The sequence below is a fragment of the Ruminococcus sp. AF17-1AC genome (genome assembly GCF_003461385.1).
GTDB lineage: Bacteria > Bacillota > Clostridia > Oscillospirales > Ruminococcaceae > Hominimerdicola > Hominimerdicola aceti.
In genome coordinates, this window is the sequence record NZ_QTWZ01000023.1 from 1 (window position 1) to 22,441 (window position 22,441).

At 43.0% G+C, this 22,441-nt stretch carries 24 protein-coding genes, 1 CRISPR repeat array and 1 riboswitch; of the genes, 21 read left to right on the forward strand and 3 right to left on the reverse strand.

The features are described from left to right. The first annotated feature begins 61 nt into the window (after positions 1–61). Positions 62–554: direct repeats of the CRISPR family, unit length 32 nt; unit sequence GTCACGCTCCACGTGAGCGTGTGAGTTGAAAT. Between the two features lie 280 nt (positions 555–834). The 5 genes from DWW81_RS11735 (at position 835) to DWW81_RS11755 (ending at position 7,100) form a co-directional block, all read left to right on the forward strand. Continuing rightward, positions 835–1,062: a hypothetical protein gene (locus tag DWW81_RS11735; RefSeq protein ID WP_117897997.1), complete on the forward strand. Its 228-nt coding sequence runs from the start codon at positions 835–837 to the stop codon at positions 1,060–1,062. A gap of 462 nt (positions 1,063–1,524) precedes the next feature. Continuing rightward, the gene (rlmD, locus tag DWW81_RS11740) at positions 1,525–2,796 is read left to right on the forward strand and encodes a 23S rRNA (uracil(1939)-C(5))-methyltransferase RlmD (protein WP_243004746.1); all 1,272 of its coding nucleotides are present in this window, start codon (positions 1,525–1,527) and stop codon (positions 2,794–2,796) included. Further along, positions 2,765–3,703 carry a MoxR family ATPase gene (locus DWW81_RS11745; RefSeq protein ID WP_117898001.1) on the forward strand — a complete coding sequence of 313 codons (939 nt, stop codon included), beginning with the start codon at positions 2,765–2,767 and terminating at the stop codon, positions 3,701–3,703. Before rlmD ends, DWW81_RS11745 begins: the two co-directional genes overlap by 32 nt. A 13-nt stretch (positions 3,704–3,716) precedes the next feature. Then, positions 3,717–4,877, forward strand: a complete 1,161-nt coding sequence (locus DWW81_RS11750; RefSeq protein WP_117898003.1) for a DUF58 domain-containing protein — start codon at positions 3,717–3,719, stop codon at positions 4,875–4,877. A 12-nt stretch (positions 4,878–4,889) separates the two neighbouring features. Further along, entirely contained in the window at positions 4,890–7,100 is a 2,211-nt protein-coding gene (locus DWW81_RS11755) for a transglutaminaseTgpA domain-containing protein (RefSeq protein WP_117898005.1), read from the forward strand. Between the two features lie 141 nt (positions 7,101–7,241). On the opposite strand, the gene dapB is transcribed toward DWW81_RS11755, so the two are convergent. From dapB to asd, 3 genes are all read right to left on the reverse strand, one after another. Next, positions 7,242–8,000, reverse strand: coding sequence for a 4-hydroxy-tetrahydrodipicolinate reductase (gene dapB / locus DWW81_RS11760; RefSeq protein WP_041337303.1), 759 nt, complete (start codon positions 7,998–8,000; stop codon positions 7,242–7,244). 150 nt (positions 8,001–8,150) lie between these two features. Next, the gene (gene dapA / locus DWW81_RS11765; RefSeq protein ID WP_046441406.1) at positions 8,151–9,041 is read right to left on the reverse strand and encodes a 4-hydroxy-tetrahydrodipicolinate synthase; all 891 of its coding nucleotides are present in this window, start codon (positions 9,039–9,041) and stop codon (positions 8,151–8,153) included. Between the two features lie 36 nt (positions 9,042–9,077). Next, on the reverse strand, positions 9,078–10,160 hold the full coding sequence (gene asd, locus DWW81_RS11770) for an aspartate-semialdehyde dehydrogenase (RefSeq protein WP_117898006.1): 1,083 nt from the start codon (positions 10,158–10,160) through the stop codon (positions 9,078–9,080). Between the two features lie 173 nt (positions 10,161–10,333). Then, positions 10,334–10,522, reverse strand: a riboswitch (Lysine riboswitch). 219 nt (positions 10,523–10,741) lie between these two features. Between asd and queA the strand changes: the two genes are divergently transcribed. From queA to DWW81_RS11850, 16 genes are all read left to right on the forward strand, one after another. Next, positions 10,742–11,794: a tRNA preQ1(34) S-adenosylmethionine ribosyltransferase-isomerase QueA gene (gene queA / locus DWW81_RS11775; protein WP_022286924.1), complete on the forward strand. Its 1,053-nt coding sequence runs from the start codon at positions 10,742–10,744 to the stop codon at positions 11,792–11,794. Between the two features lie 68 nt (positions 11,795–11,862). Then, positions 11,863–12,984 carry an acyltransferase family protein gene (locus tag DWW81_RS11780; RefSeq protein WP_117898007.1) on the forward strand — a complete coding sequence of 374 codons (1,122 nt, stop codon included), beginning with the start codon at positions 11,863–11,865 and terminating at the stop codon, positions 12,982–12,984. Next, positions 12,974–13,357 (forward strand): PAS domain-containing protein, encoded by a 384-nt coding sequence (locus DWW81_RS11785; protein ID WP_117898008.1) that lies wholly within the window; start codon positions 12,974–12,976, stop codon positions 13,355–13,357. The genes DWW81_RS11780 and DWW81_RS11785 overlap by 11 nt, the downstream gene beginning before the upstream one ends. After that, the gene (locus DWW81_RS11790; RefSeq protein WP_117898009.1) at positions 13,357–14,451 is read left to right on the forward strand and encodes a metallophosphoesterase; all 1,095 of its coding nucleotides are present in this window, start codon (positions 13,357–13,359) and stop codon (positions 14,449–14,451) included. The genes DWW81_RS11785 and DWW81_RS11790 overlap by 1 nt, the downstream gene beginning before the upstream one ends. A 13-nt stretch (positions 14,452–14,464) precedes the next feature. Further along, entirely contained in the window at positions 14,465–15,607 is a 1,143-nt protein-coding gene (gene tgt / locus DWW81_RS11795) for a tRNA guanosine(34) transglycosylase Tgt (RefSeq protein WP_117898010.1), read from the forward strand. Between the two features lie 258 nt (positions 15,608–15,865). After that, entirely contained in the window at positions 15,866–16,423 is a 558-nt protein-coding gene (locus DWW81_RS11800) for a manganese efflux pump MntP family protein (RefSeq protein WP_117898011.1), read from the forward strand. Positions 16,424–16,710: 287 nt separating this feature from the next. Next, positions 16,711–17,376 carry an HAD family hydrolase gene (locus DWW81_RS11805; RefSeq protein ID WP_117898012.1) on the forward strand — a complete coding sequence of 222 codons (666 nt, stop codon included), beginning with the start codon at positions 16,711–16,713 and terminating at the stop codon, positions 17,374–17,376. Between the two features lie 21 nt (positions 17,377–17,397). After that, entirely contained in the window at positions 17,398–19,065 is a 1,668-nt protein-coding gene (locus tag DWW81_RS11810; protein ID WP_117898013.1) for an AMP-binding protein, read from the forward strand. A 548-nt stretch (positions 19,066–19,613) separates the two neighbouring features. Beyond that, the gene (locus DWW81_RS11815; protein ID WP_117898014.1) at positions 19,614–19,904 is read left to right on the forward strand and encodes a hypothetical protein; all 291 of its coding nucleotides are present in this window, start codon (positions 19,614–19,616) and stop codon (positions 19,902–19,904) included. A gap of 111 nt (positions 19,905–20,015) precedes the next feature. Then, positions 20,016–20,360 carry a hypothetical protein gene (locus tag DWW81_RS11820; protein ID WP_147338997.1) on the forward strand — a complete coding sequence of 115 codons (345 nt, stop codon included), beginning with the start codon at positions 20,016–20,018 and terminating at the stop codon, positions 20,358–20,360. Further along, entirely contained in the window at positions 20,329–20,814 is a 486-nt protein-coding gene (locus DWW81_RS11825; protein WP_147338998.1) for a hypothetical protein, read from the forward strand. Before DWW81_RS11820 ends, DWW81_RS11825 begins: the two co-directional genes overlap by 32 nt. Before the next feature lie 48 nt (positions 20,815–20,862). Further along, a complete protein-coding gene (locus tag DWW81_RS11830) occupies positions 20,863–21,153 on the forward strand; it encodes a hypothetical protein (RefSeq protein WP_260647570.1) in 291 nt (96 codons plus the stop codon). A 20-nt stretch (positions 21,154–21,173) separates the two neighbouring features. Next, a complete protein-coding gene (locus tag DWW81_RS11835) occupies positions 21,174–21,419 on the forward strand; it encodes a hypothetical protein (RefSeq protein ID WP_117898018.1) in 246 nt (81 codons plus the stop codon). Between the two features lie 2 nt (positions 21,420–21,421). Then, positions 21,422–21,628, forward strand: coding sequence for a hypothetical protein (locus DWW81_RS11840; protein WP_117898019.1), 207 nt, complete (start codon positions 21,422–21,424; stop codon positions 21,626–21,628). After that, on the forward strand, positions 21,621–21,905 hold the full coding sequence (locus tag DWW81_RS11845) for a hypothetical protein (protein WP_117898020.1): 285 nt from the start codon (positions 21,621–21,623) through the stop codon (positions 21,903–21,905). Before DWW81_RS11840 ends, DWW81_RS11845 begins: the two co-directional genes overlap by 8 nt. A 59-nt stretch (positions 21,906–21,964) precedes the next feature. Next, on the forward strand, positions 21,965–22,249 hold the full coding sequence (locus tag DWW81_RS11850; RefSeq protein WP_117928199.1) for a transposase: 285 nt from the start codon (positions 21,965–21,967) through the stop codon (positions 22,247–22,249). Positions 22,250–22,441: the final 192 nt, after the last annotated feature.

Consider the following 22,441-nt stretch of genomic DNA (forward strand, 5'->3'; position numbering starts at 1 on the left):
GCATAATTCTTGTTCGAATAAAATGTGTCAAGTGATATTGACAAAACCAATATACAACTCAGTCACGCTCCACGTGAGCGTGTGAGTTGAAATTTAACGAGGGGTCAACCGTAGAAATACCCTCGGACGTCACGCTCCACGTGAGCGTGTGAGTTGAAATTTCCGCTTTACTGCTCGCCCTTTCTTTTATTTCGTCACGCTCCACGTGAGCGTGTGAGTTGAAATCTCCCAGCAAGCTAACCTTGACTATATGAGTTGGTCACGCTCCACGTGAGCGTGTGAGTTGAAATAAACCCACAACGCCGATTATCAAATTGGCTATGCGTCACGCTCCACGTGAGCGTGTGAGTTGAAATAAGATCTGCGGCAGTTCTATAGTGGCGATAGCCCTGTCACGCTCCACGTGAGCGTGTGAGTTGAAATATCATACCAGCGATTGATTTTGTCGACCACATCGTCACGCTCCACGTGAGCGTGTGAGTTGAAATCCGCAAAATCTCATTTGTAGCTTTTTCCGTACCTGTCACGCTCCACGTGAGCGTGTGAGTAAATTTTCGTTTCAACGCAGGACTTAGTGTACGTTATCCGCTCAGACCACAGCAAATGCTGTGCGTGGTGTTCAAAGTTTGCAGGAAAGTACGTTTATCCCGATGTTCTCAAGTGCATTTTCTTCTGAAGAGGAATTAGTAAAAACCATATTGCATGAAAAGTGCCACGTTTTACAGCTAAAGAAACATGGCAAAGCATATGCTCAGCAAAACTTAGATTTAATGGAAAAACAAGCTTATAGGTTTGAACGATTATTTTATAGCTTGGTTACAAAGAGGTGATAGTATGAAATGGCTTGACAATCTAGCGAGTATAAAGCAGCTCCATAAAGCAGGCAAATGCCCATATTGCGGACAAGAAAATACAGATTACAGATTGCTTGAAATAAGCAGTGGTAAAGGATATGGAGATGTTTGGTGCAATGACTGTAAAAAACCTTTTCATATTTCTCGTATAGAAGTATCAGAGACAGACATTCGAGAAAAGCAGTTACCTCCTGAACTCAAATATTAGTTAATAACCGCTCCGCTACGGCGAGGCGGTATTTTTATACCCAAATACTATACATTTTTCATGTGTTTTCCGTCAAATCCGCCAATTCACACCCCGAAATTTGTGCAAACAAATGATTTATAATTTAATTTGGCAACATTTCTGCAATTGTTGCATTTTTTCTGCAACAAAAAACCCACTTTTCGTGTATAAGTAGAAGAGGTTTCACCACAAATCGGAAACCTTGCGGAGCGACAGTGTATGAGGAAACATTTTGTCAACGTGAGTTAGGTGAACACGATGAGAGGTTCTGATCGCACAGAAAAGCACTTCCTGCACTCCGTCTGAAGCTTGAAAATTGAATATTTATACCGACACACCTTAGCTATAACCCATGAGCATACTGCTAAATATAAATGTTATAGCCACGTTTGTTGACATTATTCATATAAAATGGTATACTTAAAATAAAATTTATACATAATGAAAAGAGTAAATGTGATGAATAAACATACCACTATCGATAAGTCAACAGGCGAGAAAAAATGTAGCTGCTTTAAACGCTGCGGCGGCTGTCAGTTGGATAAGGCCTACGCCCAGCAAATAGAATGGAAGCAGGCAAAAGCCGATAGAATGTTGAGCCGCTTTTGCAGACCTCAGCAGATAATAACTATGGACGACCCCTATAATTATCGCAATAAAGTCCAAACTGTCTATAAGGTCAATAGCTCAAAGCGTATCGTCTCAGGAGTATATCAGTCCTCTACCCATAGCATGGTAATAACTGACGATTGCTTTTTGGAGGATATAAGAGCACAGCAAATAGTCGCTACCCTTAAAGAGCTTATGGCTGACTTCCGTATCCTTCCATATAACGAAGAAAGCGATCAGGGTCTTCTTAAGCATACCCTTATCCGTACCTCTCAAACAACAGGCGAGGTGATGCTCGTGCTAGTTACAGCTACCCCCATATTTCCTGCAAAGAAAAATTTCGTTAAAGCTATCACCGAGAAACACCCGTATATAACCACTATCATTCAGAATGTAAATAAAGGCAGAGTTCCTCTTACTTTGGGCGATCGTGATATTATAATGTACGGCAAAGGCTATATCACCGATGAGCTTTGCGGCTGTAAGTTCAGAATTTCGCCTCATTCTTTCTATCAGGTGAACCCCGAGCAGACCGAAAAGCTCTATTCTAAAGCAGTTTCCTGTGCGGAGCTTAAAAAAGGCGATAAAGTTATCGACGCATATTGCGGAACAGGTACTATCGGTCTTATCGCTGCAAAAAGCGGTGCAGACGTGGCAGGCGTTGAGCTTAATGCCGAAGCCGTAAAGGACGCAGTTTCAAATGCCAAGCTCAATAAGCTTGACAATATCAGGTTTTATAATGAGGACGCAGGTGAGTTCATGACAAAGCTTGCGCAGGCAGGTGAGAGCTGTGATGCAGTTTTCCTTGACCCTCCAAGAGCAGGCACAACAGAAGAATTTGTTGAAGCCTTGGGTAAACTCAGACCTGAAAAGATAGTCTACGTTTCCTGTAAAATAGAAACTCTCGAGCGTGATTTGAAGCTTCTTGCAAAAATAGGCTATAAAGCACAGCTTATCCAGCCTGTTGATATGTTCCCGCATACCACAGGTATCGAAAATGTGGTGCTTTTAAAAAGAAAAATGATATCGCTCACACCAAACAGAACACCTGATAAAAAGGGGGATAAAAAAATTGAACGAAAAGGTAAAACTTCTCACAGATAATATCGAAAAAGTTATCGTCGGCAAGACCGACTCTGTGCTTAAAATAATAACAGCCATGCTTTGCGGCGGTCATGTTCTTATCGAGGACGTGCCTGGAGTAGGCAAAACTCAGCTTGTATCAGCCCTTGCAAGGTCAGTGGACGGCAAATATAACCGTATCCAGCTTACCCCTGACGTTATGCCGTCCGATATCGTTGGCTTTTCTATGATAGACCAGAAAACTCATGAGCTTGAGTATAAAGAGGGTGTGGCAATGTGCAATTTCCTCTTGGCAGACGAAATAAACAGAGCCTCCCCAAAATCTCAGTCAAGCTTGCTTGAAGTCATGGAAGAACATCAGATATCCATTGACGGTAAAACTCATGAACTTCCATTGCCCTTTATGGTGCTTGCCACACAAAACCCTGTGGAAACTTACGGCACTTATCATTTGCCTGAAGCCCAAATGGATAGATTTCTTATGAAGATATCAATGGGCTATCCCTCATATGATGATGAGCTTGATATCATGTCAAGAGCCGAAAGATCAGGCTTTGCAAAGAATATCCAGCCTGTCATGACCCTTGAAAACGTCCGTGAGCTTATGGGTTACGCTGAAAATGTAACCGCAGAGCTTTCTGTGAGAAAATATATCCTGAGCCTTGTTACCGCAACAAGAAATTCAGATTATGTAAAGCTTGGCGTTTCTCCCCGTGGAAGCATCGCACTGCTCAAAGCTTCAAAAGCCTATGCCTTTGTTCAGGGCAGAGGATTTGTCATGCCAGATGATGTCAAGGCTGTTATGCCTGACGTTCTTGCACATAGACTTATGCTTTCTCCAAAAGGCAAATCCGCCTTTGAAAATGAAAGGGAAGCTCTTGAAAATATCGCTCTTACAGTAAAATCACCTGACGCAATAGAGAAATAGAGGATATGACCCCATGAAAAATCTTTTAGGTTATCTTACCTGCGTAGCGGTGGCGATACTGCTTAGAGTTTATATAAACGGAAGCGGTGGTACGCTTGTGCTTTATCTTTTAGCTATAGCCTTTGTGATATCTCTTGCGGCACTTCTCATTACCAAGCGTAAACTTGTGGCAGCCATAAAGCTTTCCACAGAAATAAGTGCAAAGAACGAGGAGTTTGACGCTGACATAATGCTTTTAAATGCAATACGCATTATTCCCTCATGCGTTGTTGAGGTAACGGCAGAGTGTTCAGATAATATCGGTGCTGTAAGCCCACTTGAATTTAAAACTATCGTGGCAGGCGGCAGACAGCAAAGCGTCAGCGTTAAGCTGAAAACACGCTATGCAGGTCTTGGCACAGTGAAAATAAAAAGCATACGTTTGCATGACTATCTTGGAATAATCACCCTGCACCTTGACAGTTCACGTTATGAAAAAGCCGTGGGAAAAATAAAGATAATGCCGAATATCCCTGACACTGGCTCTCAAACAGAGCTTCTTAAAGCAACTTCCGAGAACGCTTCATTTGACGATAACGAAAGCGAATCAGATGAAAATGCACTTGGCCTTACAGGCGTTCCGGGCTATGACCACAGACAGTATGAGATAGGCGACCCGCTGAAAAGAATAAACTGGAAGCTTTCTTCAAAGCGTGACGAGCTTATGGTGCGCCTTGATGAAAAGGTCACGGCTTCAAGTCAGGCGTTTTTCCTTGATATACCAAGCGGAAATCATGACCCCATGTTTGCTATGAATATTGATAATATAGTCGAAGCGAGCCTTGCAATGCTTTCAATGCTTATCATGGAGGGCTTTGAGAGTGAGTATAATTATTATCTTGACGGCTGGAAAAGCATGAAAATAAAGCAGGCAGGTGATATAATAGAACTTCAAAACAATCTTGCGGCAATAGCACCATATCCGCAGGAAAAGCGCTTTGCCTTTTCTCATGAGATAGGCAAGACAGCTCCTATCTGCTTCACAGCCTGCATGGCGACTTCTCAGGGGGAATTTTCTTCTCTCATGGAAGAATTTAACGGCTCTTTCGTAGTGACACGTCTTAGCGGTCTTGATAAGCAGACAGAAAATATGTGGCTTGTAGACGAAACTTTCGAGTTTCGTAAAATGACATAGGGGGTGTGGCTTTTGAATACTAAAACTGCTCAGATAAAAAACACCCTTGTGAATATTCTTTCAAAATATGCTTTGCCTCTGCTCCTTGGAGCAGTGGTCATGAACATAATCTTTAAGACCTATCTTGTAGACAATGTAAGACTTTATACTTTTGGATATGTGGTATATGAATGTCTGCTGTTTGCTCTTTTTGAGTGGCTGAAGCCGAAAAAAGTCCTGCGAGGTCTTGTCTATACCGCCCTTATGGTGGCAGTGCTGTTTTTGGGCTTTCAGCTTCTTCGTGCTGGATTTGAACATTCCGGAAAATCATTTATCAATTGGTTTTATGTAAACAGGCAGGAGATAGGTCAGATAGATGAATATTTCTACTTCCTGTTTGTGGGACTAGGCTTCTTTATCATTTCGGTGCTTTATTATTTCACCATTGTGAGATACAGAAGTTTTGGAACGATGCTCGTTGTGCTTTTTCCGTTTTTTATTTACGGAAAGCGTGCCGACTCAATGGATACTCTTGACATAACCATAATGCTCACTGTGTTCATTGCACTTATGGTGCACAGCAGACTTGTTTCAGACGAGAGCAAGCATGACCTTGTTATAAACGGCTCTTATGTGGCGGCATCGGCGGTTTTCGTTACCCTTGTGGGTGCGCTTGCAATGCTTATGCCGACTTCCTCAAAGACATCTTATCTTGAAAAAAACAGCAACTTCTTTGATGTGAATATCAAAAGCAGTGGCACATATGACAATCTTAGTGATGAGTCTTCCCCAAGATTTGGCGCAGACGCAACGGGCGAGATACTTTTCAACTTCACTACAACTTCTGATGAACAGGTCATTTATCTCCGAAGACAAGCCTTTGACCTTTTCAGAAACGAGAAGTGGGTGACTGACGATAGCTTCTACAATTTTCATTTTGACAAAAATGTTCATCTTTACGGTGACAATGAGGTGAACTCACCGAGCTATGTTTACAGCATAGCAAAGTCACTTGCGGATAAGGATTACAGCAAGGATCTTGGCGTGGAAAAGTCACAGTTTCCTGATGATCTGTTCAGTGAAAAGGCAGTCATGAATCAGTTTAGCGACAGCTTTACTCCTAGCTATATCCCTGCCCCGCTGATGATAACCCCAGGGGAGAACAACGTTTATATCAAAACAACTCACAGCGAGGTCTACAGACCATATGACACCGCAGGAAATAAGCTTGGCATCAGCTTTGAGTATATCCCTGAAACGGAGAGCGAAAGACAGGCTGCGGCAAATCTTGATATGACTGAAAATCAGTTCAAACTGCTGCTTTCTTACGGCTTGACAAACGGAGATGTCACATCAAATCAATCGGTGAATATTTATAATATATATGCGTTGTACACAGACGTTTCTGCATATGACGATAAAGGTGGAAAAATGGAGGCTCTTGCAAAGAGCATAACGGAAAACTGCAAAAATGATTATGAGAAAGCTCAGGCGCTTGTGGATTATTTTGAGCAGAACGACTATGTTTACGATAACGAGTATGAGCCTGACGATGAGTCTATCGCATATTTTCTTTTCACGAGCAAGCGTGGAAACTGCACGAACTATGCCACAAGCATGACGCTTATGGCGAGAATGCTGGGACTTCCAGCAAGGTATGTTGAGGGTTTTGCAGCATATGAAAAGAATGAACGTGGAGAGTTTGTGGTAAGAGATAGCCATGCTCACGCTTTTGTAGAGGTCTTTATCACAGGCATTGGCTGGATGACTTTTGACCCGACAGTTCCGGGCTATCAGCGTGACTACAGTGCAAATGGTACGAACTTTGATGTTTCAACTTTTGTAAGCTATTTCAGCAGGATCGCACTGTTTATCGGTGTAGCGTTTGTGCTTGTGGTTTTCGTGTTCCTTAACAGAATTATCGAGGTATTTTTCCGACTGTCACTTAAATTCAGAGATAACGGAGAAAAAGTCATAAGGCTTTACAGGCGGGTGGTAAGGCTTTTGACCATAGCTTCTAATGATAAGCTATCGGGATACACGCCTGAAATGATAAGAGAATATCTTGTTAAGAGGCGTGAAGTTGAGCTTGGCGGTCTTATAGATCTTTTTGAAAAGACCTGCTTCGGTGGATATGTTCCTGATGAAGCCGAGTGGAAAATGGTCTATGCAGAGTACAAAGTACAATGGAAAAAGCTCACAAAGCGTGAGAAAACTTCTATGGAGCTTGATAAGAATATGTAATGAAATGGCTGTGCGGAAAAAATTCACGCACGGCTATTTTTTTGTATAAAAAAGGCTGCCGTATAAAACAGCAGCCTGAGAGTGTAAAAAAATCTCCGAAAGAGCAGGACGTCAAGGACGCCCACTGTATCTGATATTTAATTAAAGTGAAGCAAGAAGATCGCTCATTGCGTAAAGTCCTGCCGGCTTTCCACAAAGGAAAACGCCTGCATTCACTGCACCAACAGCGAAAACCTGCTTTGAATGAGCTTCGTGCTTGAGGGAGATGACTTCATCTCTGCCTGCAAAGATTATCTCATGCTCGCCAACAATAGTGCCACCACGGACAGAGTGCATACCGATCTCGGTCTTTTCTCTCTTTGCTCTTACAGAATGACGATCGTAAACATAGTGATACTTGTTGTCAAGCTCCTCGTTTATTGCATCTGCAAGCATGATAGCAGTGCCTGACGGAGCGTCTATCTTCTGGTTATGGTGCTTCTCGATTATCTCGATATCATACTGACCGCCAAGAACTTTTGCGGCAGTTTTTGCAAGATTTGCAAGAAGATTGATACCAAGGGTCATGTTGAATGTGAAGAAAACAGGTATCTGCTCGGAAGCCTTGTGTATCTTCGCTGTATCTTCCTCAGTGTAGCCTGTTGTTGCGATAACAAGGGCAGTGCCGTTTGAAAGGCAATAGCTGAGAAGTCCGTCCAGTGCGGAAGGGTGTGAGAAGTCGATTATTACATCAGGCTTTTCAGGCAGGTCGGCAGGCTCTTTTACTACAGGGAAGTCTGCATAAGCCTCGCCAAATTTGTCGATACCTGCGCTTACTGTGCAGTCGTCACGCTCTGATATAACGTCATATATGAACCTGCCCATTTTTCCGCAGGCACCGCATATTGCGATCTTTGTCATTTATATCATTCCTTTTCTTTTTGATTTGTAGATAAACGTAAGTGATAATGTCAAAGACAGCGTTTGGGCTGTCGGGGACGCCAACCCTTACATTAGTACAATTTTATAATGGTAAACATAAAGGGCGAATTTCTCCGCCCTTTGTATTTTTTACTTGATAAGTCCGAGAGCGTTCATTGACGCTTTCAGCTTTTCTATCTTATCATCGCTCATTCTTACAAGCGGCAGACGGCACTCGCCGACCTCAAAGCCCATAAGGTTAAGAGCTTCCTTGACAGGGATAGGGTTTACGTCGCTGAAAAGTGCCTTTGCAAAACCAAGGGTCTTGAATACCTTTTCTCTTGCTTCCTCGTACTTTCCATCAAGGCAGAGCTGTGTGATCTCATGTGTTTCAAATGGCATACAGTTGGAAAGAACTGAGATAACACCCTTTCCGCCCAGAGCCATGATAGGAACTATCTGATCGTCGTTGCCTGAATAGATATCAAGGTCATCGCCGCAGAGAGCTGCCACCTGTGTTATCTGGCTGATGTTTCCGCTTGCTGCCTTGATAGCAACGATATTATCTATCTTTGCAAGCTCACGGCAGGTCTCGGGAAGAATGTTCACGCCTGTTCTTGACGGTACGTTGTAAAGAATGATAGGCAGTGTAACAGCCTTTGCGATAGCGGAGAAGTGTGCGATAAGTCCTGCCTGTGAAGTCTTATTATAATAAGGTGTAACACAAAGCAGAGCGTCAGCGCCAAGCTCCTCAGCCTTCTTAGAAAGGTTTACGGCATACTCTGTATGGTTTGAGCCTGTGCCTGCGATAACAGGAATTCTGTGATTTGTCTTTTCAACAGCATAGCGGATACACTCGATATGCTCCTCGTCTGTCATGGTAGCACTTTCGCCTGTTGTTCCGCAGATTATGATAGCGTCTGTGCCGTTATCGATGTTGAAATCGATAAGCTCGCCCAGCTTGTCAAAGTTGATAGAGCCGTCAGCGTTCATAGGTGTAACGATAGCAACGCCTGCACCTGTGAAAATAGTCTTTTTCATAAACAGCACTCCTTTCGTGCGTATATATGTGTTATATTAGTCAAAATAGCCCTTTGCTGCAAGAAGCTCAGCCAGCAGAACTGCTCCGCCTGCCGCACCTCTCAGTGTATTGTGTGAAAGGCAAACGAACTTATAGTCATACTGTGAATCTTCTCTCAGTCTGCCTATAGAAACTGCCATACCGCCCTCAAGGTTTCTGTCGAGCTTAGCCTGTGGACGATCGTTCTCTGTGAAGTAGTTAAGGAACTGCTTTGGAGCGCTTGGAAGCTGAAGCTCCTGTGGAACACCGCTGAAATCTTTCCAAGCCTGAAGGATCTCTTCCTTAGAAGGTTTATTCTCAAATGATACGAAAACTGCTGCTGTGTGACCGTCGGAAACAGGAACTCTCAGGCACTGTGTTGTGATAGCTGGAGCTGTTGCGTCAACGATAACGTCGCCCTCGATATGGCCCCAGATCTTAAGAGGCTCTTTCTCAGACTTTTCTTCCTCGCCGCCGATATAAGGGATAACGTTGTCAAGGATCTCAGGGAAGCTTTCAAATGTCTTGCCTGCGCCTGAAATTGCCTGATATGTGCAGGCAAGAGCCTTTGTTACCTTATACTTATCCATAAGAGGAGCAAGAGCAGGAACGTAAGACTGGAGTGAGCAGTTAGACTTAACTGCGATAAATCCTCTCTTTGTGCCAAGTCTTTTTCTCTGTGAAGCGATTATCTCGATATGCTCAGGGTTTACCTCAGGAATGACCATTGGAACATCAGGAGTATGTCTGTGTGCGGAGTTGTTTGATACAACAGGGCATTCAGCCTTTGCATACTTTTCTTCAAGGGCTCTTATCTCGTCTTTCTTCATATCAACTGCGCAGAATACGAAATCTACCATTGAAGCGATCTTCTCAACGTCCTCCTCGGCGTTCAGAACTGTAAGCTCACCGATAGCTTCCGGCAGAGGCTCTGAAAGCTTCCACTTGCCTGCAACTGCGTCCTTGAGCTTTTTGCCTGCCGAACGTGGTGAAGCGGCAACGCATACTACATTGAACCATGGGTGTTTGTCAAGAAGCAGAGAAAATCTCTGACCTACCATTCCTGTTGCACCGATGATACCGACATTGTACTTTTTCATATTAAAACTCCTTTTCCTGTGCCATGGTAACAATTTTCTTTGGCGTTATACACTAAAATATGCCGCTGTTCAAATGTTATTTTGCACAAAACATAAAAAATAAACAAATAATAAAAAAACTGGTTGAAAACCAGTTCATCATACAATATAATAAGAATGTTGACATAAAAATTTATGCCGATAGCACTCCACCATTTGTAATGATGACAACTGATAGTCTATTAAACTAACAGTCAGCAGGAGTGTTCCCGATACTCCGCTTCGGCAGTTTTACCTTTCTCATTTACCATAGGCGTTGGGACGCTGTTGTGTGGGGTCACACGAAAAATGATACTCATTTCAACTGCACCTCTATCTGTTCTGTTTAATGATAACAAATATTTAGCGTTCTGTCAATACATATAGATAAAAATATTTTAATTTTCTGTAAATTAATAAGTTTATATGAAATTAAATTGCTTAAAAAAATGATGACAGTTGTTGGAATAAGGACTTTGAGAATGGTGAGAGTGGGACGTAGAGGACGCTGTTCTCTACATTATTATAATTATTATATTTTAAATAAATAGGAGATATTTAAAATGCTTGATATCAACAATATGAAAAGATCGGATTTTTATTATGACCTGCCGCAGGAGCTTATTGCACAGACCCCTGTCGAGCCTAGAAATGCTTCAAGAATGATGAAGATAAACAGGCAGACGGGAGAGGTGGTACACGACCATTTCTATAATCTATGCAATTATCTCAAAAAAGGTGACTTGCTTGTGCTTAACGATTCAAAGGTGCTTCCTGCGAGGATATACGGCGAGCGTGAGGACACAGGCTCGTTCATTGAGTTTTTGCTTGTGGAGCAGAAAGAGAACATGGTCTGGGAGATTCTTTGCAGACCCGGAAAAAAAGCCAAGATCGGCACAAGATTTGTTTTCGGCGGTGGTAAGCTGAAGGCGGAGATAATTGATGTGTTGGAGGACGGAAACCGTATCGCACGATTTGAGTGCGAGGAGAATTTCTTTGCCACACTTGACGAGATAGGTCAGATGCCTTTGCCGCCTTACATTACTGAAAAGCTGAAGGACAAGGACAGATACCAGACGGTTTATGCTCATGAGCTTGGTTCTTCTGCTGCGCCGACTGCCGGTCTGCATTTTACTGAGCAGCAGCTTGAGGACTTAAAGGCAATGGGTGTGAATATTGCGTATGTTACTCTGCACGTTGGTCTTGGCACGTTCAGACCTGTTAAGGAGGACAAGGTCCTTGACCATAAGATGCACAGAGAGCACTATGAGCTTAGCCGTGAAACTGCAGACATGATAAACGAAACGAAGAAAAATGGTGGACGTGTTATTGCGGTTGGTACTACTTCATGCAGGACGCTGGAGAGCGTTGCGGCATTCAATGACGGAAAGATAGTTCCTTGCGACGGTTACACGGAGATATTTATTTATCCTGGCTTTGAGTTCAAGGTGCTTGATGGTCTTGTTACTAATTTTCATCTGCCTGAAAGCACGCTTATTATGCTTGTTTCTGCATTTATGGGATACGAGAACACTATGAACGCTTATAAGATAGCTGTGGAGGAGAAATACAGATTTTTCAGCTTTGGTGATTGTATGCTCATAATATCTGAGTGAGGAATTAAGGTATCGCCTGCGGCGGTGATATCTCATTTCAAACTTTGTTTTACGGAGGTTTTTTCTATATGAATGACGTTAGGTCAGGGGAGAAGAAACGACTGTATTTATATGACAATCTGAAATTTCTGCTTATAGTGCTTGTGGTCTTGGGGCATTTGATAGACGACAGCACTGTCAAGCTTTTTGGTGACGGCGGCGGTGAAACAGGTGTACCGCAGGCAAAGGTTTTTAGCGGCGCATTTGTGTTTTTGTATGCTTTTCATATGCCGTTGTTTATATTCATATCAGGACTTTTCAACAGGGGGCATGATGACGGCAGGAAAGTGCTTGGAAAGACGCTTGGATTTGTTGTTATCGGAATGTTAATGAAATGCCTGAATTATTGGTCGCAGGTGAGATTTCAGACGGACTTTGACAAGGAAAACAGTGATGGCGAGATTTTCTTTGACCTTTTAGGCGGCGACGGTGTATATTGGTATATGTTCGCAATGGCGGCATTTATGGTGCTTTGCTATCTGTTAAGAAACAGCAGACCTTGGGCGGTGCTTACGGCGGCTATGGTGACGGCACTTGCGGCAGGGTATGACCCTAGCGTGGGCGATGAATATGAGCTATCCAGGATAGTGGTGTTTTTCCCGTTTTACTACTGCGGATATGTGCTTGACCCTGAAAAGGTGGCTGATTTTGTGAAGAAGTGGTATGTAAGGGTGCTGTCCTTGGGGGTGATAGGCATTTGGGCTTATTTCTGCTTTGGAAAAACAAAGCTTGTTTATCCGCTGAGAATGCTTCTTACGGGAAGAAACTCTTATTTTTCCATATCTGAAGCAACGGACATGGATTGCACTTTTTTGAGCAGGCTTCTTGTTATGGGTATCTCGGCACTGCTTTGTTTGGCGGTGCTTGGTATTGGGCTTGATGTGAAGATTCCACTGATAACAAAGTGCGGATCCAGGACTTTGCAGGTGTACTTCTGGCACAGGACTATAGTTTATATGCTCACATACTATGGTTATCAGGCATATCTTGCAAAGGCTTTTCCTGAACGTTGGGAGCTTTATCTGGCACTTACAGCGATACCTATTGTATTGGTGCTTTGCATAAAAATATTTGGTGTGCCTCTGGATATGGTGCTTAAAGGAATAAGGGGCAGGAATGATATCATAAAGGAGAACGGAAATGGAAAATAACTTTTTTAAGAGCGTTATTGACGCAGACGATGCACCTGTGGTTATTTGCGACCTTGAGCATACGATAGTATATATGAACCCGACAGCGGTCAAAAGATATGAAAAGCGTGGAGGAGCGGCTCTTGTGGGCAGATCCATAAAGGGCTGTCACAATGGGGATTCTAATGACAAGATAGAGCAGGTCATTGCATGGTTCAAAAAGGATAAGGGCAACAACAAAGTCTACACTTTTCATAATGAAAAGGAAAATAAGGACGTTTACATGATAGCTCTCAGAAATGATGCGGGAGAGCTTATTGGATATTATGAAAAACATGAGCACAGAACAAGAGAAAGTATGGCTATGTACGATCTTAGAAATGGTGAGAATTAATGGATAAGATCATTGATCTTTCGCTGCCTGAAAAATGCAGGATTCTTGCTGTCAGCGATATCCATACCCATTGGAAGCTTTTTGATAGACTGCTGAAAAAGGCAAAATATGACCCGCAAAATGACTATCTTGTGATAGTCGGCGACATACTTGAACATGGCAGTGACAATATAAAGACCCTTGAATATGTCAAGGCTCTTTGCGATAAAAGCGACAAGGCAATATTATTAATGGGCAATAATGACATAATGTGCTCGAGAATGGCTTATCACTATGAGTTCAAGCGGTTTCAGCAGCAGTTTTACCGAAATGAGCATAACACGTTCAGGCAAATGGCTAATACGCTGGGATATGTTGACTGCTGGGAGGGCAACTGGCTTGAGATAAGAGAAAAGGTTGTTGAGAAGTATGGTGAGCTGTTATCTTTTATCAGAGAGCTTCCAACGTGCCTTGAAACAGAGGAATATGTTTTTGTTCATGCAGGGCTTGAAAACCGTCCTGATTGGAGAAATACAGATGATATTTATGCTATAACTGTTCCATGGTTTTTACGGAAAGAAAATCCAACAGGAAAGCAGCTTGTATTCGGGCATTATCCCACATACAATTATAAGCGTTCAAATGTGACTAATCTTCCGATAATCGACAGCAAAAAGAAAATGATATGTATTGACGGCGGAATGACTATCAAGAAGGCTTGTCAGATGAATTTGTTTATCATTGATAAGTGCGGCGAGAATTATTCTCATAGAATAATTTGGGATACAGATGTGCCAAAGAAAACTGTCTTAAAGGATTTTTCATGTGACATGAAACCTGTTTATATTGATTGGGAAAAGCAGGATATAACGATAATTGAGAAAAATGGATATATGACAAAGGTCAGAGATGAGTATTCAGAGGGCGAGGGTCTTATTCCTGACCGTGAAATATATTTTTTTGATGAAAAGCCTCATGTATATCAGTTTTTGTCATCGTTTCCTGCTGTCAGAAAAGGTGAGCGGGTATCGGTCTTTGATGAAGATGAAACAATGTCTTTGGTAATTACGGAAAATGCCACAGTCGGCTGGCTGCCGTCTGATATAATAGAATGATAAAGGAGAATTTATGTTTACATTACTTAAACAAGAGGGTGCTGCACGCAGGGGGCAGTTTGAAACTGTTCATGGAACTATACAGACGCCTGTTTTTATGAACGTGGGAACTTCGGCGGCAATAAAGGGCGGAGTTTCTTCCATTGATTTAAAAAACGAGCTTAAAACTCAGGTGGAGCTTTGCAATACCTATCATTTGCACGTCAGACCGGGTGACGACATTATATACAAAATGGGCGGTCTTCACAAGTTCATGAATTGGGACAAGCCTATTCTTACAGACAGCGGTGGATTTCAGGTATTTTCTTTGGCCAAGCTGCGTAAAATCAAAGAGGGGGGCGTGTACTTCAACTCTCACGTTGACGGTCGCAGGATTTTTATGGGTCCTGAGGAGAGTATGCAGATACAATCGCACCTTGCGTCTACTATTGCAATGGCGTTTGACGAGTGTGTGGAAAACCCTGCTGAGCATAGCTATTCAAAGGCAAGCTGTGATAGAACGGTAAGGTGGCTTGAGAGATGTGTCGCTGAGCAGAAACGGCTCAACGGACTTGAGGAGACTATAAATAAGCATCAGATGCTGTTCGGTATCAATCAGGGCTGTACTTATGAGGATCTGCGTATCGAGCATATGAAGCGCATAAGAGAAATGGAATACTGTTCGGGCTTTGCTATTGGCGGTCTGGCTGTAGGTGAGCCGACTGAGGTAATGTATAACATTATCGAAAAGGTCGAGCCTTTTATGCCAAAGGATAAGCCGAGATATCTTATGGGCGTTGGCACGCCGACAAACATAATCGAGGCTGTTTACAGAGGCGTGGACTTCTTTGATTGCGTAATGCCAAGCAGAAATGCACGTCACGGAACGCTGTTCACATGGAATGGCATTATGCACATCACTAATAAAAGGTATGAAACTGACCCTAGACCTATTGACGAGCATTGCGATTGTCCTGCTTGCCGTAATCACAGCAGGGCGTACATTCGTCATCTGTTCAAGTCTGAGGAGCAGTTGGGCGGCAGGCTGGCAGTTATGCACAATCTGTATTTCTACAACACGCTCACGGAGAAGATAAGAGAGGCTCTTGACGAAGGCAGATTTGAGCAGTTCAGAAATCAATACAGCTCGCTTCTTGCTTCAAAGTGTGAGGATTAACAAAATATAACGGTATGACGCTGTTTTCGGAAAATGCAAAGATGTTATTTTGTATTTTACGGAGATGGCGTTTTTTTTGTTGAGTGGAGGCTATTTTATTTGATGAAAGCATGGGTTTGTTGCTTCGATGGGCGAACGCTGTTCGCACATACAGAAAAGGTGTGGTAGCAGGCGTAAAAAGTGTGGGTGCAGATAAAAATATAAGGGAAGTCAAGATTGAATGTAAAGCTGTTTTTATAAATTATACAGGGGGATTATATGAGTATTTTTGAGCTTTTTCTTACTGCGTGTGGACTTTCTATGGACGCTTTTGCGGTATCGGTGACTAATGGGCTTTGTGTCAGAAAGGGGAGAGTCAGGGGAGCATTGATGTGCGGTATCATATTCGGGCTTTTTCAGGGGATAATGCCTGCGATTGGCTATGCGCTGGGCATGAATTTTGCGGAGTACATAGAGAGGTTCGACCACTGGATAGCTTTGATACTGCTTGGATTCATAGGGTTGAACATGATATGCGGTTCGGGGGAAGATGAGATCCAGACAGGGGGCAGGCTCACTTTCGGGGCGGTGTTGGTGCAGGGATTTGCGACTTCGGTTGACGCTCTGGCTGTGGGCATAAGCTTTGCGGCACTTGGCGTGGGCATAGTTAGGTCGGCGGCGTTTATATGTGTTGTTACGGCGGCCTTATCGTTCTGTGGGTTTATGCTTGGTAACAAATTCAGCGGAAAACTCAAAAGCAAGGCAAGGATAGTTGGGGGAGTTATTTTAATATGTATAGGGCTTAAAATATTCGCTGAACAGACTATATTTGCTTAAAACAATTTTCTTATTCACATAAATATGTATCACATAGATATCTTTGTGAATTTTAATTTAACAATTACAGGTGTGTATGTTCATAAACAAGCCACAATATCAGTGTATAATAAATCTCGTGATTTTTAGACAAGTGTATAAATTTGCGATTGATGTACAAACTTATGATAAGTGTACAAAGTTATGATATATGTATAAACTTGCGATAAGTGTAAAAATTAGTGCATGGTGACCGACAAGTTTATGGAAAGTCGGAGGGAGGAAAGGCTTTTTTTATAGCTGGTTTTATGAAAAAGCTATTTATTTTTGATTTGGACGGAACGCTTGTAAATTCTATTTATGATCTTGCGGACGCCATGAATGCGGTACTTGAGAGATATGGGTTTCCTGTGTTTGATTATGATACCTACAAGCATTTAGTGGGAAATGGTACTTTGAAGCTTGTTGAGCGGGCTTTGCCTGAGAAGCTGAGAAGCGAGGAGAACATCAAAAAGTATCATGCTGAGTTCTCTGAGGAATACAACAAGAGATGTGTGAACAAGACCAAGCCTTATGAGCATATCTGCGAGGTGCTTGACACGCTTCGCAATGAGGGCATTATGACGGCGGTGGCTTCAAACAAGCCTGACGGCTTTGTGAACTACATTGTAAAGAATATTTTCGGTGAGAAAGATTTTGACCTGATCGAGGGCAAAAAGGACGGTGTTCCGACAAAGCCTGCGCCTGAGATAATATACAATATTCTTGGCATGCTTGGGGTCAAGGCTGAGGAAGCTGTGCTTATCGGCGATTCTGATGTGGACGTTATGACGGCAAAAAATGCGGGTCTTGACTGCATTGGCTGTGAATGGGGCTTCAGGGGCAGAGAAGAACTTGAAAATGCAGGTGCGAAGTATATTGCGGAAGTTCCGCAGGACATAGTGAGCATTTGTCATGAGATAAACAGGATATAATTAAAACGGAGGATTTCATATATGAGTTTTGTAATGGCTGATTTTTATAAGAGATTTGTTGACGAGGAGCTTGACAGCGAGGGCAGACTTAAAAGCTTTAAGCTTGACCTGCCTGAGAACTTCAACTTCTCATATGACGTTATAGATGAGCTGGCTAAGAACGTGCCTGATAAGGTGGCTATGCAGTGGGTCAACGAGGATGGTGAGGAGCATATCTTCACTTACAAGGATCTTTCTGAAAAGAGCAGTCAGGTAGCGAACATGATGCAGGCGCACGGAGTTAAGAAGGGCGATTTTGTTATGGCTGTTCTTAAGCGTCATTATGAGTTCTGGTTCCTTGCTTACGGTCTTATGAAGATAGGCGCTATCCTTGTGCCTGCAACTTGTCAGCTTAAGAAAAAAGACTATGTTTACCGCTTTGACGCTGCTTCTATCTCTTATATCGTGGCAACTGCGGAGGACGATGTTCCTAATCAGGTGGATTCTGCTCTTGCACAGTACAGTGGCATGAAAGAGAAGTTTATCACTCATGGTGCTAAAGAGGGTTGGATAGATTTTCTCAGCGAAATGGACAAGTACCCAAAGACTTTTGAGAGAATCGAAACACACGTTACTGAGTCAATGCTCATGTATTTCAGCTCCGGTACTACCGGTTATCCTAAAATGGTACTGCACAAGTATTCACTGGCTGCGGCACACATTATCACTGCTAAGCACTGGCACCACCTTGACGAGAACTCACTGCACCTTACTGTTTCTGAGACAGGCTGGGCAAAGTGTGCATGGGGCAAGATGTTTGGTCAGTTCATCTGCGGTGCAACAACTTTTGTATATGACTTCGACAGATTTATTCCTGCAAACGTGCTGAAAGTAATTCAGGATTACAAGCTGACTTCTTTCTGCGCACCTCCGACAATGTACAGATTTTTCATCAAGGAGGGTCTTGAAAACTATGACCTTTCTTCACTGAAATATAGCTGTATCGCCGGTGAGGCTCTTAACCCTGAAGTATTCAACAAATGGTATGAGTACACAGGTCTTAAGCTTATGGAGGGCTTCGGTCAGACAGAGGGAGCTGTGCTTGTGGGCAATCTTTACGGCATGGAGCCAAAGCCTGGCTCCATGGGCAAGCCTACACCCCTTTACAATATCGGTATAGTTGACAACGAGGGCAAGCCTGTTAAGGTAGGCGAAACAGGCGAGATCGTTGTTTACGCTAAGAGGGGCGAAAACCCTGCACTGTTCAAGGAGTATTACAGAAACCCTGAGGCAACGGACAACGCTTGGAGATTTGGTATGTATCACACAGGTGACACGGCTTACATGGACGATGACGGCTACTACTGGTATGTTGGAAGAACGGACGACCTTATCAAGGCTTCGGGTTATCGTATAGGACCTTTCGAGATAGAGAGTATCCTTATGGAACACCCTTCTGTACTGGAGTGCGCTATCACGGCGGCTGATGACGCTATCAGAGGCAAGGTAGTAAAGGCTACTATCGTGCTTGCAAAGGGCTACACTGCTTCTCCTGAGCTTGCCAAGGAGCTTCAGAACTATGTTAAGCAATCAACTGCGCCTTACAAGTATCCTAGAATAGTTGAGTTCGTGGACGAGCTGCCTAAGACTATCAGCGGTAAGATACGCCGTGTTGAGATAAGAGAGAATGACAGCAAGAAGAATAGCTGATTGATTTAGATATGATAAAAGCACAATGCTCTTTGTGGGCGTTGTGCTTTTTGTTTGTTGCTTCGACGGGCAAACGCTGTTTGCCCTTACGGAATTTTTCAGCACATTTTATATTGCAATTTTCAATATTATATATTTTTTTTGCTATTTCAATTTCCGTGTTGATAAATGTAAACTTTTTTAGAAAGTATGATATTATCAAACCAATTTCACACTGAGTACCACCGAGTCACACTGAGTCACACAAAAAATCCGATTCCACGGGGCTTTTTAATGGTAGAAAGCTCAAAAACAGCGAAACAGCGCTGTTCTGAAAATTCAAGCATTTTGAAGATTTTTGGTAGAAACTTGGTAGAAGCCGAAAACAACCTTAAAACGGTAGAAAGCCTGTTGACAAAGCAAACTGAATAATGGAAAATAGCGGACGGTGTTTCATAACAGAAGCGCTGTCCACTATTTTTATGTTCAAAATTGAATACCGTACATCGCTTCTCTGCAATGAGGAGTGATTTTTTATTTCAGATGAACTATGTCAAGGAGGTCTTTCTATGCCGAACCCTACGAAAATCCGCTTGCCGAGAATCAATTACAGGTTCATTGCAAGTGCCTGTGTTCCGGTTATTACCGTAATGCTCAACAAGGTCGAAAAGGACTATTCTATGGCCGATGAACTGTGTGACCATGATGAACTGTCGAAGTTCACCCGTGATGAGATCAAAAATGCTGTATCAGAGCTGAACGGCAGAAAGTTTCTCCTTAAAGTGGATAAGCCGTATGGCTGTGTTTATGCGGTGAATAAGCTGCTTATGGCAAATATGGAGTTTGTGTACGGCAGATAAGCTGAGGGAGGAATGGAAATGGACAAGCGTAACAGGAAAAAGAAAACCGTGGACGATACCGTCTGCGAGATACATAAATTCAGCGGTTATGCCGTTCTGAGCAACTGATTTGTGCGGTCTACCAATCTCAGTTGGAGTGCAATCGGTCTGCTTACAAGAGTAATGGATTTCCCCCATGAATGGAATTTCTCTAAGGCTGGACTTATTGCAATATGTCCTGACGGAGAAATTGCTATCAACACAGCTCTTTCAGAATTGAAAGAATGGGGCTATTTGGAAATCAAAATGCTTATGCCGAATGAATCACCTACCGGCAGGATACAGCCGCTTTACAGTTTCTATGAGTATTCTGCAAGGGATACTTCTATTCCGCGGTATGATTATGAACTTGAAACATTCATGGTCGAGAATGCTGTGCTGAACCGTGTCAAGAAAACTGACAACTATACTATGTGATATGGGCTACCTTGTTCGTACACAGCTTCGCTCCAATGAGAGCGTATATAACTGCTTTGAGTATGTGTACAGCTTTTTCGATGTTCCTGTCAGCAAGGAAGAAGCTGACGAGCTTGAATCTGAAACAAGGCGCAAGGCTATCACAATCCGTGAGGGCGGCAAGGCAAAGGCTGCTGTTTCTTCTACGGGTGAAAAACAGAGGGTGGAAAACCCTTATCTGGACACTCCGTCTGCTGAAAATCCGCTGTCTGAAAAACAGGGACAATATAATAACAACAATACAAAACAGAAAAATCAATTACTGTGTGATAAATCCTCTATCATTCCTGCGGCGGCAAAGCCAACTTTCAACATTCCAAGTGTTGAAAAATCTGCTGAGAGAGTGACTGACGGATATAACGCAGAAGAAGTAGAGTATTTCACAGAAGTTGTCAGAGATAATCTCGACTACTGACATCTTGGTGACTGGCTCTGTCAGGACGGTTATGCAGAAGCAGATGAAATAGTCGGCTTTATCGTTAACGAAATATGTTCCCCTCTGCTCTATATCACACTCAGAGGCCAGGCATTTCCCAAAGCAGTTATTCAGTCAAAGATGCTCAAAGCCAATATCTACATGGTAGAGAATGTCCTTGAAAATATGGCAAAGGTCGATAATATCAAGGATTTCCGCCGATATTTCATCAGTTCCCTCTACAACGAGGTTCTGATTTATCATTTCAACGAAGGCTGTGAGAGCCGTAACATTAACGAACAGATCGGGCGAGATCTTGGCTATGGTATCGCTGTCTGACCACGAAAGGAGGTGGTTCTATGGCTGCAAAGAAGAATGTGGCGGTAACTCCTGCATTTACAGGCAGGAATGTATCGCTGTCTGAGATCTCTCAGGCAAGCGGTATCGGCGTTGCTACGCTGAAAAAGGGGCTTATTGCCGGAGCTGTTGACTTCGGTTATGCGATTCCCTGCGGTAAAGGTGATCAGCATCGCTATTACTGCCCTGATAAGCTCGTTTACGAGAAAATCGGGTACTTCAACCCTAAGCCCAATGAGGAGGTGTAACTATGCCTAAGAATCCTTCTTTTCAGGATGTAAATGATCTTTTCAACCGTTTTCACGGTGAGATCGAAGCGCTTATCATGGGTATGCTCGGTGATAAGGTCAGCTACAATCTCCTGAACTGCGTTTTTGAAGATCTTGATGAAGCGCAGGAGGACTTCAACAACCAGCTCGCAACGCTTTATGGAAAGGACGGTGAGAACAATGGCTAAGACTATCGTTACGCAGTTCGGTGAATTTCTGAACTACGATAATCTCGTCAGGATCGGTATCATCACGAATTGGGAAGATGCTGAGGAAGATGAGGAAAGCGGTACGATCACACCCGATTATGAGATGACCGGTACGGATACAGCAGGCAATCAGATTCCTATGGGTATCTATGCGACACCCGATGAAGCCGAAGCTGCACTCAAAGACCTTCATAACTGGCTGAGTATGGAAGCCTATGCGGTCTATGAGGTCAAGTCTGGCGGTAATCCTGTATAATAAAACTTGACACATCCAAAACAATCAAAGTATAATAAAAACGAAGGAGTGTGTCATCAATGGGAACAGGAAAACAATATGATGAAGAGTTTAAAAAGCAGGCAATAAAGCTCGCAAAGGAGATTGGCACCAAGGCAGCAGCAGATGAGCTGTGCATCCCCAAAGGGACGCTGGGGACGTGGGTGCAAAAAGCACTGATCGGGGAAATAGACACAGGTGCAGGCTCACGTACACCGGGAGATTCACTTACTATCGCACAGCAGCTTCAAGCATCAAACAAGCGGATCAAAGAGCTTGAAAAGAAAAACCGTGAGCTTGAAGAGCTTGATGAATTTCTGGAGTAAGCATCTGTTTTTTTTGCTACGAACCGTCGGAAGTCAGGACAGAAGAACGGTTAAAGTTCATTTCCAAAAAGACCGATGACGGTAGGAGCCTTTTTTCTTTGTGTCGCAATTTGTGAAAATAAGTGTCGATAAAAAGTGACACAATCTATTGACATGGCGCACAAAAGATGCTATAATATATGATAAGATATT

Coding starts and splice junctions, on each gene's coding strand:
- DWW81_RS11735 (WP_117897997.1), top strand. CDS start 835: ATGAAATGGCTTGACAATCTAGCGAGTATAAAGCAGCTCCATAAAGCA.
- rlmD (WP_243004746.1), top strand. CDS start 1,525: ATGAAAAGAGTAAATGTGATGAATAAACATACCACTATCGATAAGTCA.
- DWW81_RS11750 (WP_117898003.1), top strand. CDS start 3,717: ATGAAAAATCTTTTAGGTTATCTTACCTGCGTAGCGGTGGCGATACTG.
- dapB (WP_041337303.1), bottom strand. CDS start 8,000: ATGACAAAGATCGCAATATGCGGTGCCTGCGGAAAAATGGGCAGGTTC.
- dapA (WP_046441406.1), bottom strand. CDS start 9,041: ATGAAAAAGACTATTTTCACAGGTGCAGGCGTTGCTATCGTTACACCT.
- asd (WP_117898006.1), bottom strand. CDS start 10,160: ATGAAAAAGTACAATGTCGGTATCATCGGTGCAACAGGAATGGTAGGT.
- queA (WP_022286924.1), top strand. CDS start 10,742: ATGCTTGATATCAACAATATGAAAAGATCGGATTTTTATTATGACCTG.
- DWW81_RS11780 (WP_117898007.1), top strand. CDS start 11,863: ATGAATGACGTTAGGTCAGGGGAGAAGAAACGACTGTATTTATATGAC.
- DWW81_RS11785 (WP_117898008.1), top strand. CDS start 12,974: ATGGAAAATAACTTTTTTAAGAGCGTTATTGACGCAGACGATGCACCT.
- DWW81_RS11790 (WP_117898009.1), top strand. CDS start 13,357: ATGGATAAGATCATTGATCTTTCGCTGCCTGAAAAATGCAGGATTCTT.
- tgt (WP_117898010.1), top strand. CDS start 14,465: ATGTTTACATTACTTAAACAAGAGGGTGCTGCACGCAGGGGGCAGTTT.
- DWW81_RS11800 (WP_117898011.1), top strand. CDS start 15,866: ATGAGTATTTTTGAGCTTTTTCTTACTGCGTGTGGACTTTCTATGGAC.
- DWW81_RS11805 (WP_117898012.1), top strand. CDS start 16,711: ATGAAAAAGCTATTTATTTTTGATTTGGACGGAACGCTTGTAAATTCT.
- DWW81_RS11810 (WP_117898013.1), top strand. CDS start 17,398: ATGAGTTTTGTAATGGCTGATTTTTATAAGAGATTTGTTGACGAGGAG.
- DWW81_RS11815 (WP_117898014.1), top strand. CDS start 19,614: ATGCCGAACCCTACGAAAATCCGCTTGCCGAGAATCAATTACAGGTTC.
- DWW81_RS11835 (WP_117898018.1), top strand. CDS start 21,174: ATGGCTGCAAAGAAGAATGTGGCGGTAACTCCTGCATTTACAGGCAGG.
- DWW81_RS11840 (WP_117898019.1), top strand. CDS start 21,422: ATGCCTAAGAATCCTTCTTTTCAGGATGTAAATGATCTTTTCAACCGT.
- DWW81_RS11845 (WP_117898020.1), top strand. CDS start 21,621: ATGGCTAAGACTATCGTTACGCAGTTCGGTGAATTTCTGAACTACGAT.
- DWW81_RS11850 (WP_117928199.1), top strand. CDS start 21,965: ATGGGAACAGGAAAACAATATGATGAAGAGTTTAAAAAGCAGGCAATA.